Genomic DNA, 12,283 nt, shown 5'->3' with positions numbered 1-12,283 from the left:
TACTACTATTTTATGAAAAATATTAATCCACCTAAAACAATCAACAATACACCCGAAAGTGGAAAACTCTTGTCTTCAATTTTTATCTTTTCCTCAATAATATCTTTAATTTTCCCCTTCATATCATCTGGACATTTTTTAAATAAAATATTAGTTGTATGTAGTGGTCTATTCAATATTCGAATTTTAACAGGAGAACCTGATAAATATATATTATTTTTCTCCACAGTAAATTCTATATTTGCTTCAATTAACCCTTCTTTCACTAACATATTCACCCGGCTAGAAGGTAGATTAAATACTGTATAATCGTTAAAAGCTAGTCCTCTAATATCGAAATGTGAGTATACGAGAACTAAAGCTATAAACAACAAAACAAGTACAACTATTGTTTTCACTAATGAAAGTTGATTTAACATATAAGAGGATGTTGTCATATAAGCACAAAAGAATGCCATTAAATTACAAAGATAGTGGTTTACAATGAAAGTTTTTCTTGCAACGATAGTAAGTCCGGAAATGATTAGTAGCGTGCATACTAGATTCATTAACATATTTCCCCCTCCTAAAAACTATAACTATACAACTTTGTTATATTTTAACATTAATTACATATTCATACCTATAATTACTTTCATAAAATATAAAAGAGTCTCATTAAAAATGAGACCCTTTTACCATTTCATACTTAAATCATTTTTGAAGCTTGTTTACCTAAAATAAACATTTTAGTAAACACCATCATGATAACTACTATAACCAGAAAATAAAGTGGCATCACCAGTAACGAACCCGTATGCAACTGGCTCATCCCCAAAATTGTCATCGTTACAATTACATAGTAGCCTAAGCTAAACAATGCTCCAGCTGTACCAATGACATCTTGAAAATCTACTAATGCTAAACTTAAACAGTTAGGTAACGCCACCCCAATTCCTAATAGCAATATAAACATCGCTATTAAAAATACAATCATATATATTACATTCGGATTTGATCCAACAAACGTAATAACAGACAAAAGAATAGCTCCCCCTGTCATTACAAGACAACCGATATATATAATTTTCTCTGGTTTATACGTGGCAAGCAATCGTTTTGAAACTTTCGCTCCAATAATAGAAGCAGAAGCAACAACAATTCCTAGAAATCCATACATACTAGGTGATAACCGAAAGTATTCAATAAAGATAAACGGTGCTTCTGCATAATAGCTAAATAAAACACCATTTGCTCCTCCAATTAATAACCCATATGTTACTACTTTCGGATTTGTAATTAACCTCTTCAATACTGAAAACACATTTATTTTATTCGTTACTGAGTCCGTTTTTGTTTCTGGAAGAGAAACAAACGTATACAGAAAAATCCCGATGCTCATTACTACTAAACTTAAAAATACGATTTTAAATCCAAACATTTGATCAAGAAAGCCACCAATTAACGGTCCTATCGCTGGTGTAAAAGCAATGACTGCCGAGATTTGAGCAAACATAACATGCCGCTTATGCCCTTCTACACTTTCACGAAGAATCGTTTGTGTCACAACAGAGCCAGCACTTGCTCCAAACGCTTGAATAAAACGACTTACCAATAAAACTTCAATGGAATTTGCAATAAAGCATAAGAAACTCCCAACGCCATATATAACAATTCCAAATAACATTGCCCGGCGACGTCCCATTATATCTGATAGCCATCCAATAAAAAATACACCTAAAGCAAATCCTGCAAAATACACACTAAGTGTTAATTGTACCTCATTATTACTTACATGTAACGCCTTTGAAATATCAGGTAAAGACGGTGTGTAAATCGTTTCACTAATTTGCGGAAATGCAACAAGAATGATCATTAATAAAAGTGATGGTACTGAGACTTTTTTCATTTTTCATACCCTCCTATAACTTTGAAAATCTCAGAAATAAAAAGACTTTCCTTAGCTACGGAACAGGAGGGGCCATTATAGAAATTCGATCATAAAACAACAAAGAAAACACCTCAATTACGTATGTTAATACTTATAGGAGGGTAATATTAACATCGATTTTTAAATATACTTTTTCAATTATATTACATATTGTGTTTCTTTTTCTACTGTTTGGCCTTAGAGTATTAGCTAAAAAGGTAACTTGATGCTGCCACCTTTTTATGGAATAATTAGGAATAGTTTGAATTGATAGTTCTAATTATTAAACGATAGACTAGCATATTTTAATGTCGTAAAGCTTACAAACAGGAGGCCTTTCGTAATGATTGAAATTTTAAAGACAGTACTTAATTTCCTGATTGCTCTATTCTCAGGAGAATTACCAATTGTATATTATGTGTGGATTATTACCCTGTTCCTAATTCAAATAAGCCAATCTACTCTGAATTATAAACTCTTTAACAAGAAAGATAATTTCAGCACTTATACATCGGAAGGATTACTTGCTTTTATTATTTTATTATTTGGAGGCATGTTAGTATCTAAGTTACTTGCTTACATAATAGACGATTCTACTATTAGTATGACAAATGTAACACATTATTTTATTTCTCTTATTATATTAACTATATTTGTCGTCATAAGCTGTCTTAAAGATTTTATAGAAACATCTATCAAAAATAAAAATGTGTCTCTTTTTAGCTTTTTAGTAGTTTCCTTAATAACAAGTATACTTTCATTCAAGTTTTTATCACCTTTAATCGAAGGTTCTTTTTCTCTTTCTAAATCTTTTATAACCACTTTAATCATTCTTGTAACTATATCAATTCCTCTATTAATTGCCTTAGAGGAAAAGTATGCAGATGAAGAATAATTCTTGCATTCATAGTTTGAAATTGGGTGTCTATTCTTTTTTATCAGTATTAATAAGAAATAACAGTCATTAAATCAAAAATCACGTAGAAATGAGGAAATACAATTGAGCATTGAACAACAATTATATGATGCAGTGAAAAGTTTAATTGACCAAAGATACCCACATGGTTGGGGCGGAGCTGCAGCAATTCGTGTAGAAGATGGATCCATTTTTACAAGTGTTGCCCCAGATGTAATCAATGCTTCAACAGAACTTTGTATGGAAACAGGTGCTATTTTAGAAGCACATAAATTTCATAAGAAAGTTACACATTCCATTTGTCTTGCAAGAGAAAATGAGCATTCTGAGTTAAAAGTATTATCACCTTGTGGTGTATGCCAAGAACGTTTATTTTATTGGGGACCAGAAGTACTATGCGCTATTACAAATTCTAAACAAGATATTATTTTCAAACCATTAAAAGAATTGCAACCATACCATTGGAGCGAAGCATATCATGATGAATTCGTAAAAGAATGGAGTACGAGATAAAAGTGAAGGTTGCTTGCAAATAGAAGGAGAATAAAGAAAAAAGCACCGTTACAAGTGACGGTGCCTTTTCTATGTAAGAGCTACTAGAAGAAAATCTTCTAGCCTACTCCCATTTATAAGTCCAAAATTGTTCAAGTTGCAACCATTTTAGTGTTGCTGCATCTTTATTCTTTATTTTTGCATGCGTTTCTTCAAGCATCGCTTCTGTTTGCGAACGATGTGCACCTAGTGCAGCTAATTTATGCTCGAATACTTCACTAATATTATTTACAACATCCGGCTCACCTAGTACAGCTTCGCGATTTTTCGTAATTGCAACCGCATGAATAACTGGACGTTCTTCTTTTGACATACGTGATACGGCGCGAACTACAGCGCGGCCAAATGCATCATGATCTGGATGTACGCCGTGCTCTGGATAAAATGTAATAATTCGAGATGGATTTACTTCTTGAATGATTGCTTCAATTTTATCTGCAACGAAATCAACATCTTCAAATTCTAACGTTTTATCATGGAAACCAAGCATTCTTAAATCTTTGATTCCCATCGCTTCACACGCATCTTTTAATTCTCTCTCACGGATATTTGGAATCGTTTCACGGTTTGCGAATACGTTCTTACCCATGTTACGTCCCATTTGTCCTAAAGTACCGCACGCATACGTTACAGGTACTCCTTGATCTGTTAATAAGCGAATTGTTCCTCCCGCAGCAAATGCTTCATCATCTGGATGCGGAAATACAACAAGTACATGTCTCTCCATAAGTTTCCCTCCTTCTTACTTAAATGGTGTTAAGCTTAACTCAAGCGCTACCGCTAAGCGACCTTGATTATCGTGCCCTGCTAGTAATAAACGCTCTTGACCGTCTACTTCCCAGTGCGTAATACCTTCTGCATATACCCAACCATGATCCATCTTTAGACCAACTCGGTATGGGTTTGTTCCAGTAATCTTCCCGCGTTCAAAGCGAATAATCGCATTTCGAATGAATGCTCCAACTGTCATCATCTTTTCATTAAAGTGTGACGCATACGCTCCGTTCGTCGTTTCTAAATGAATATATACATCTTTATTTACAAAACGTTCAATTTCATTTTGAATAAGAGAACTATCTTTTACTATTTCCATCGGAATTCACCTCTTTAAACCATTTTACGCAAAAATAATGTAAATTGCTATCTCTATATTAGAGGACAACTCTCACTTTTCCTAATAATTTGCACTGTGTTTCTTTATTTTTTTATATCATATGTAAAAAACACATTTTTTCCTTCACTTTGTTAAATAGTTTTCTTTCTTTTTTGAATTTGCTACAATATAAATTATGCAGAGGGATGCATGTTTACAATTGAATACATACTTTAAAGAAGGTGACACGATTGGAACAATCAGCACATGAAGTAGCAAATTGGCAATATTATTTTGCAATTGCCGTATTTTTAGTCACGTACGGATTTATTATTTCTGAGAAATTGAATCGTGCTGTAATCGCACTATTCGGTGCTGCTATTATGGTTATTTTTGGAGTTGTAGATTTACATACCGCTTTCACATCACATATTCAATGGGAAACGATTACCCTTTTAATCGGGATGATGATTCTCGTACATATTACGAGTCAATCAGGCGTTTTTGAATTTGTAGCCATTAAAGCGGCAAAAGCAGCTGGCGGAAAACCGATTCGCATTTTATTATTACTCTCCCTATTAACTGCTGTCGGTTCTGCATTTTTGGACAACGTAACAACCGTCTTATTAATCGTACCTGTTACACTGTCCATTACACGTATTTTAAAAGTAAATCCTGTTCCTTATTTGATTTCAGAAGTACTATTTTCAAATATAGGCGGAACAGCAACATTAATCGGTGATCCACCTAACATTATGATTGGATCAGCAAATAAGCATTTAGATTTTAATGCCTTTTTACTTAACTTAGCTCCAATCGTAATTATTATTTCTATCGTAACACTTGGCATTATTTACTTCATGTATCGCAACAAACTAAAAACAACGCCTGAACAAATTAAATTGTTAATGGCATTAAATGAAAAAGAATATATTAAAGATCGAAGTCTCCTTTTAAAATCGATTACGATTTTAGGACTAACTATTTTAGGCTTTGTACTTCATTCTATTATTCATGTAGACGCTGCGGTTATCGCGATGACAGGTGCTACACTTCTTATGTTAATCGGCGTGAAAGAACATGATATTGAAGATGTATTCGCCCACGTTGAATGGGTAACCATTTTCTTCTTCGCCGGACTATTCGTTCTCGTTGGCGGGTTAATTGATATCGGACTCATTTCTTCTCTTGCACAACAAGTACTTGAAGTAACAAATGGCGACATCGGTTTCGCTGCGATACTTATCCTATGGGTATCCGGCATCGCATCTGCGACAATTGACAACATCCCATTTGTCGCGACAATGATACCACTTATTCAAGATTTAGCTACAGGACTCGGACTATCTGTTGATTCTCCGCAAATCGAAGTACTATGGTGGGCGTTATCACTTGGAGCTTGCTTAGGAGGAAACGGAACATTAATCGGTGCATCCGCAAACGTAGTCGTTGCTGGTATTGCAAAACGTGAAGGACATGGATTCTCTTATATGGACTTCTTAAAAATTGGCTTACCATTAACGATCATCGCTTTATTATTATCACATGCTTACATTTATTTACGTTATTTAATGTAAAAGTTGTATTGCATGAAATTATATCGTCAAATAAAAAAGGTTTGCAGCATGATGCTGCAAACCTTTTTTATCACCAAAATATCCCTATAATTGCTAAACCACCTAAAATCATACCACCAATTTGTCCAACAATTGTTGGTGATAATTGAACACCTTTTCTCACTTCAACAACTGGTCTTTCGTGCCTTAGTTGCTGTACTTCACTTTGAAGTTGGTGTACACTTCCATGCAATTCTTTAATTAGTTCTTTTAATTCAGCGACCTCTTCATTTACTGGTTTTGCTTTTTCTAAGTTCATCTCACATAACTCCTTATAAATGCAATCAATACACTGTAAAAATTCGCCAATTAATATTATATCTCCTGCATATTACATGTATAATATTGAATGTACTTTCTAATCTTGTAGCATAATCCATTCATCTCGCAATATCCCCATAATGATACGATCAAAACACTTTCCATCTCTTTGAACTGCTTCTCTCATACAACCTTCCATCTGAAAACCCATTTTTTATACAATGCAATGGCTGCTTTATTATACGAAATGACATCAAGGCCAACGCGGTGTAAATTCATTTCATAGAAGGCATACTTTAAAATAAGTTGTATTGCTTCCTTCCCATATCCTTTTCCCCTATCATTTACATCTCCTATACCAATTGCTAATAACCCTGTTCTGTTATTCCACTCTATGCCATGAATTGCAATAAAACCAATTAAACGATCATCTTGAACTGTCCTCAACATGAAAGAAACACTATTCGATTTTCGTCCCCTTAATAGTCTGTCACTCGCTATTTCATGTAACGATTGCGGGAATGCCAAATCTGTATCTATATTTCTTAAATATTCACTATCCTCTTGCCACGTAACCATTACTTTTGCGTCCGTTTCTCTAATAGCTGATAATGTAATCGTTTTATTTTGAAAAAGATTCATTGTCACTTCAAACTCCCCCTTTATTAAATAATGGGGATACTTATTCTAGCCTATTTATCCCCTACTTCCATAAACTTCTCTATAAACGGGATACTTACAATAAGCGCTGACATTGGCACAACTCCTCTAAATTGAATTAACTTCATTTTACATTTTTTTATTTTTTCAAACAAACCAATTATTGTTTTCTATTATTTAGTACTATAGTATACTTAATTATTCTTCAGACTATTCAATCAAAACAAGAACTCACAGAAGGTGAAAATATGTTTTATGTAAAACAACTACTCTATTTTACTTACGAACAAGCATTATCTTGCTTATTCCCAGTCGTTATTTTCTTAACACTAGCCCTTTCAAAAATCATTTCTATCCCAGGGTTATATCGCTATGATTTCATACTCATCGTATGTCTTCTTATGCAGTGGATTATGTACAAGACTGGACTTGAGACGAAAGACGAATTAAAAGTAATTACTGTCTTCCACCTCATCGGCCTTTTACTAGAAATATATAAAGTACATTTCGGTTCATGGAGTTATCCTGAAGAGGCATATTCAAAAGTGTTCGGAGTTCCACTTTACAGCGGTTTTATGTATGCGAGTGTCGCAAGTTACATATGCCAAGCGTGGAGAAGATTGCATTTGCAAATGTATCATTGGCCGAAAGCTATGTTTGCCATACCGTTAGGCGCTATGATTTACTTTAATTTTTTTACACATCATTTTCTATATGACTTTAGATGGGTATTAACTTTACTTTTATTCATCGTTTTCTTTCGGACATTTGTAGAATTTTCATTACAAGGCGTTACGTATAAAATGCCGCTCGTTCTCTCCTTTTTTCTTATTGGTTTCTTCATTTGGATTGCAGAGAATATCGCCACATTTTTCGGAGCATGGCAATATCCAAATCAACGGGAAGCGTGGAATCTCGTTCACTTAAGCAAAATTAGCTCATGGTTTTTACTCGTTGTTATTAGCATTATGATTGTTACACAGCTCAAATATTTGAAGGAGTCGAAAAGATATTGATGATAATGTCCTCTTTTTTATACATTCTAGAATTATAAACTCTATAAAAAATTCTATTTTAATATATAATCTTATGCTTTAAGAAGAAGGATGTTATGAAAGTACAGAAAGTGTTGATAGTAATAAAGTGAAACTTTAATCAGTGGGGGTTTTCTTCATCCCCCACTGATTATTAGTTGAACCAATCGGACTTTTATGGGCAGTTGATCCCCCACCTAACTTCTTTGCTTTCGCTGAATTTTGAGGTGGGGGTCTTACTGCCCATTAAAGTGGGATAAAAAAAGATATATGTTCCTTGCTCAAGCTCAGAAATACAGAATGACATGATACATACTTTTTCTAAAAAAACCGCTTCTCTTTTATAGGGAAGCGGTTTTTTAACTGAATACAACTATGAATTAACTTTAATTGTTCTGCTTATATATCTTTTCACTTTTGTCTTCCATGTGATGTATAATGCTTTCTCCTTCAACATCAATGTTAGGTAACATTTTATCCAGCCATTTTGGCAAGTACCAGGCTAACTTACCCATGAGAGTCATGACCGCAGGTACGATTGTCATTCTCACGATAAATGCGTCAAAGAAAACACCGAATGTAAGAGCCATGCCTATGGATTTAATGATAGTATCAGGTGCCAACATGAATCCGATAAATACAGACATCATAATTAACCCTGCTGCGACTACGACTCTACCGCTCTCTTGCATTCCTTCTAAAACAGCTCTCTTCGGGTCACCTGTATGCGTATAAACTTCTCGCATCTTGCTTACTAGGAACACCTCATAGTCCATGGCGAGTCCGAACAGAATGCCAATCAGAATGACTGGCAAGAAGGCTAAAATCGGACCAGCAGCTGGGAAACCAAATATATTTTGGAAATGCCCATCTTGCACAAAAAATACCACTGCTCCCAACGTAGCGCCAAGAGAAAGTAAAAATCCTAATACTGCTTTTAATGGAATAAGTAGAGATCTAAACACTAGCACTAAGAGTATATATGCAAGTCCTACAATAATGGTAGCGAAAATTGGCAAGGCATCACTTAGCTTTTGCACAATATCAATATTCATTGCTGCTGTGCCCGTTACCATTAGTTCAATTCTATTTTCTTTCTCGGTCTGGATCGATTTGTCCCGGATCGATTTTACCAAATCCTTCGTCTTTATATCGTCAGGTCCTGTCTTTGGTGTGACAGAAATCATATAAATCTTTCCAGAAGGACCAGGTATAGCAGGTGTCACACTTTTCACGCCAGATAGGTTGCCCAATTCTTTTGCAATAGTGTTCATAGTATTTTGCGTTTTAGCTGTTACTTCCTCTGATTTTGCCACTACCACTAAAGAAGCATGAACCCCTTCTCCATATGCTTCCGTCAATAAATCATATGCTCGTCTTTCTGTCGTTGCTGTAGACTTCGTTGTTCCATCAGAAGGAAGGCCAAGATTCATATGGAAAAATGGAATCGTAATTACTACAAGTAGTCCGATTGCAAAAACTGTAACAATCAGAGGACGTCTTATGACAAACTCCCCCCATTTATTTGAACCAGCATGTTTCTTACCTGCCCCAGTCATCTTTTGCAAGAATCGATTTTGTTTAGATGGTGCAATCTTATGGCCGACAAGACCTAAGATTGCTGGTAATATGATGACAGAAAGCAACACAGCTATAAGCACAGTAAAGGCTGCCGATACGCCCATCGCTATCAAGAATGGGATCTTTGTAACAGACAGTCCCAAAAGACCTATAATAACTGTTAACCCTGCAAAAATCACAGCACTTCCTGCTGTTCCCGTTGCGATGGCAACAGATTCCGAAACAGAATCTCCTTTTGCAAGTTGCTGTCTAAAACGATTGATAATGAAGAGCGCATAGTCAATGCCTACTGCGAGTCCCAGCATAGCAGCCAAAGATAAAGAAACTGATTGGATTTCCACATAATTGGTCCCAATCATGATTCCTAGCATCCCAATTGCTAATCCAATTATCGCAGTGAGAATTGGCAATCCAGCTACCAGAAAAGACACAAAGGTAAATGCCAAGACTACAAAGGCAACAATTACTCCGACAATTTCAGTCATACCTGAAGTATCTGAGTCGGAAAACTTAATATCGCCTCCTGATAACTCCGTTTGAATGCCAGCATCCCTTGTTGTTTCAATGCTATTTAAAATCTTATCCTTAGAAATTTCTGTGACCTTTTCCGCTTTCATTTTGTACGTAACAACTGCATATCCAATTTTCTTATCTTTACTAAGATTCTGCAGTTGCATCGGTGCTACCACAGAATCAACCGCTGAATCTTTTTTTATCTCATCAAGAACTTCTGCAATTTTCTGTTGTACTCCCGCTGACTCCAAGGTTTCGTTTTTTTGTGCTTTAAACACTACTTTTACTTGGACACCTGCTGGCTGCATCTCTTTAAACTCTTTTTCAATTACTTTTCCTGCTTTATCTGCCGGTGTGTTTGGAATGCTCAGCTCATCCCTGAAAGCGGAACCCATGTTGATTGCAAAAAGCACTAATGCAATAAGAATTGCAAGTGTACCGAATACAATCTTTATCCTATGATTTACTGCCCAACACCCTAACTTATACAAATATTTCGCCAATTAAAACTCACCCTATTCTTGTCAAAAATTTTTCTTGTTATTACGTTGCAATCTTGAAATGCACTTACACTTTTTTCTATAATTAATATATAAAGATTATAAAATTTTAATTATAAATTATATCCGAATATATCTCCCTATTTATAGCTTGCAGAATGGCGCCAAATTGCCAATAGGAAACAAAGAAGATGGTACACATTGACAGCAATAATGTCCTTTTATACAATTGTTATCACTATGCTAACAATTGTACTTACATGTGTAAGTATAACAGTGGATTTTCATCTTTCAAGCACTATGTGATGATTTTCACTTAAAACGAACAGAATGAAGGGATGTGTTAGCTTTGAGAAAGTCAAGAGAAGACAGTATACACTCTCAGACATACATTATGGAGGCATTAAGCGCCCTGTTGCATGAACATAAACTGCAAGATATAACTGTAACAGCTATTTGCAAAAAGGCTGGTGTTGCCAGAGTCACATTCTACAAATACTACCGCAACGTTTACGATGTCGTGCAAGTATCTGTGGATGAAATTGTTCAACAATTCTTGAATGAGGTTGATAGTTTGGATCCGTATGAAAGTATGCAGCTAATTATTGAATATATCATAGAGGGATTTGTGTCTGCACAGAAACCATCAGGAAAATTGCTTGATTCAAATATATCTAGTATGATGCTTGATTATTTGAATTACACAATGGAAAAGGTCTTTCAAGCAGATATTACGCGCAATCATGACATAAGTAGAATGCAGATCCTATTTTTAGCAGGCGGTATCTTTAATATTGTTAACGATTGGCTTAAAAGAGGGGCAAAGGAATCTCCCCAAGCACTTGCTGCAAAAATATACGAGATTCTTCCATACGGGACAGCAGATACCAGGAATTTTACAAGTTCCTGATACAACTATTCCATCTTTTATTACATCTCAAAAAATGTGCATTACATACAAAGCTACGAGTAGTTCATCTAACTATAAACGACCGTTAATGGAACTTTAGTTATTTCTACTCAAGAAAACTCATGACAAAAAACAAAAGGCCCTAACATATTAGCCATGTATAATATGTTAGGGCCTTGCTATTTTTAGTATTTTTAATTTAGCTCTTAATAATTTTAAAACTGTAGGACTTTTTTACATATTTACTTTCCTGCTTTTATAATACGTTCCATCGCTTTCATTTGACCAATATGATCCGCTTCATGATAAAGCATCATGCCGTAAAGTTCCCCTACTGTTTCCAATCCTAGGAATGGCTCTGGCAGTTTGTTTTCAAATGCTTCTGCTGGAATTTCATTAATACGCTTTGCTTGTTCTTTTAATTGAGCCGTTAATACTTCTAGTGATGGCCCTTCTTTTTCCCATTTAGATGGTCTTGAGCCATATCCAAACATACCTGGATATTCAGTTGGTAATTGTTTAAATTCTTTTCCAAACATGAAAACTTCTGCTGCTGTTAACACGTGACCAATATGCCAGCGAATTGTATTGTTAAAGCCCTCTGGCTGCGTATCTACAGTTTTATCATCTAACGTTTCCATAAATTTAAGTAATGCCCCGCGCGTTATTTCAAATTGTTTTAAACCAACTAGTCTATTCATTTTATCGTTCTCCTTTTTTATGTACAATTTATTATGA

The 12,283-nt window shown here is 35.0% G+C and carries 12 protein-coding genes and 1 pseudogene; 5 read left to right on the top strand and 8 right to left on the bottom strand.

All coding sequences use genetic code 11. The features are described from left to right. Window positions 1-5: 5 nt before the first annotated feature. Window positions 6-554 (bottom strand): hypothetical protein, encoded by a 549-nt coding sequence (locus EUC40_RS09795; protein ID WP_156574721.1) that lies wholly within the window; start codon window positions 552-554, stop codon window positions 6-8. Window positions 555-688: 134 nt separating this feature from the next. Further along, window positions 689-1,888: a multidrug effflux MFS transporter gene (locus EUC40_RS09790; protein ID WP_156574719.1), complete on the bottom strand. Its 1,200-nt coding sequence runs from the start codon at window positions 1,886-1,888 to the stop codon at window positions 689-691. A gap of 364 nt (window positions 1,889-2,252) precedes the next feature. Here EUC40_RS09790 and EUC40_RS09785 point away from each other — a divergent pair, with 364 nt between their 5' ends. After that, a complete protein-coding gene (locus EUC40_RS09785) occupies window positions 2,253-2,804 on the top strand; it encodes a DUF5823 family protein (protein WP_156574717.1) in 552 nt (183 codons plus the stop codon). 105 nt (window positions 2,805-2,909) lie between these two features. Next, on the top strand, window positions 2,910-3,338 hold the full coding sequence (locus EUC40_RS09780; RefSeq protein WP_071711471.1) for a cytidine deaminase: 429 nt from the start codon (window positions 2,910-2,912) through the stop codon (window positions 3,336-3,338). 103 nt (window positions 3,339-3,441) lie between these two features. Here EUC40_RS09780 and bshB2 read toward each other — a convergent pair whose 3' ends face one another. Beyond that, window positions 3,442-4,104, bottom strand: a complete 663-nt coding sequence (gene bshB2 / locus EUC40_RS09775) for a bacillithiol biosynthesis deacetylase BshB2 (RefSeq protein ID WP_000439473.1) — start codon at window positions 4,102-4,104, stop codon at window positions 3,442-3,444. Between the two features lie 15 nt (window positions 4,105-4,119). Next, complete coding sequence (locus EUC40_RS09770; protein ID WP_000407040.1) at window positions 4,120-4,470, bottom strand: YojF family protein; 351 nt, start codon at window positions 4,468-4,470, stop codon at window positions 4,120-4,122. A 251-nt stretch (window positions 4,471-4,721) separates the two neighbouring features. Here EUC40_RS09770 and EUC40_RS09765 point away from each other — a divergent pair, with 251 nt between their 5' ends. Continuing rightward, on the top strand, window positions 4,722-6,047 hold the full coding sequence (locus tag EUC40_RS09765; protein ID WP_071711469.1) for an ArsB/NhaD family transporter: 1,326 nt from the start codon (window positions 4,722-4,724) through the stop codon (window positions 6,045-6,047). Window positions 6,048-6,117: 70 nt separating this feature from the next. Here EUC40_RS09765 and EUC40_RS09760 read toward each other — a convergent pair whose 3' ends face one another. Next, complete coding sequence (locus EUC40_RS09760) at window positions 6,118-6,345, bottom strand: coiled-coil domain-containing protein (RefSeq protein WP_001047304.1); 228 nt, start codon at window positions 6,343-6,345, stop codon at window positions 6,118-6,120. A 99-nt stretch (window positions 6,346-6,444) separates the two neighbouring features. Further along, window positions 6,445-6,995 (bottom strand): annotated as a pseudogene (locus EUC40_RS09755) (GNAT family N-acetyltransferase). 260 nt (window positions 6,996-7,255) lie between these two features. Between EUC40_RS09755 and EUC40_RS09750 the strand changes: the two are divergent. Next, window positions 7,256-8,023 (top strand): DUF817 domain-containing protein, encoded by a 768-nt coding sequence (locus EUC40_RS09750; protein WP_156574715.1) that lies wholly within the window; start codon window positions 7,256-7,258, stop codon window positions 8,021-8,023. Window positions 8,024-8,427: 404 nt separating this feature from the next. Here EUC40_RS09750 and EUC40_RS09745 read toward each other — a convergent pair whose 3' ends face one another. Continuing rightward, window positions 8,428-10,638 (bottom strand): MMPL family transporter, encoded by a 2,211-nt coding sequence (locus EUC40_RS09745; RefSeq protein WP_156574713.1) that lies wholly within the window; start codon window positions 10,636-10,638, stop codon window positions 8,428-8,430. Between the two features lie 391 nt (window positions 10,639-11,029). On the opposite strand from EUC40_RS09745, the gene EUC40_RS09740 reads away from it, so the two are divergent. Beyond that, window positions 11,030-11,545, top strand: coding sequence for a TetR/AcrR family transcriptional regulator (locus EUC40_RS09740; protein WP_156576925.1), 516 nt, complete (start codon window positions 11,030-11,032; stop codon window positions 11,543-11,545). Window positions 11,546-11,787: 242 nt separating this feature from the next. On the opposite strand, the gene EUC40_RS09735 is transcribed toward EUC40_RS09740, so the two are convergent. Then, window positions 11,788-12,246: a DinB family protein gene (locus EUC40_RS09735; protein ID WP_156574711.1), complete on the bottom strand. Its 459-nt coding sequence runs from the start codon at window positions 12,244-12,246 to the stop codon at window positions 11,788-11,790. Window positions 12,247-12,283: the final 37 nt, after the last annotated feature.

Source organism: Bacillus luti (genome assembly GCF_009739945.1).
GTDB lineage: Bacteria > Bacillota > Bacilli > Bacillales > Bacillaceae_G > Bacillus_A > Bacillus_A luti.
This window is presented reverse-complemented; position numbering and strand designations above follow the sequence as displayed.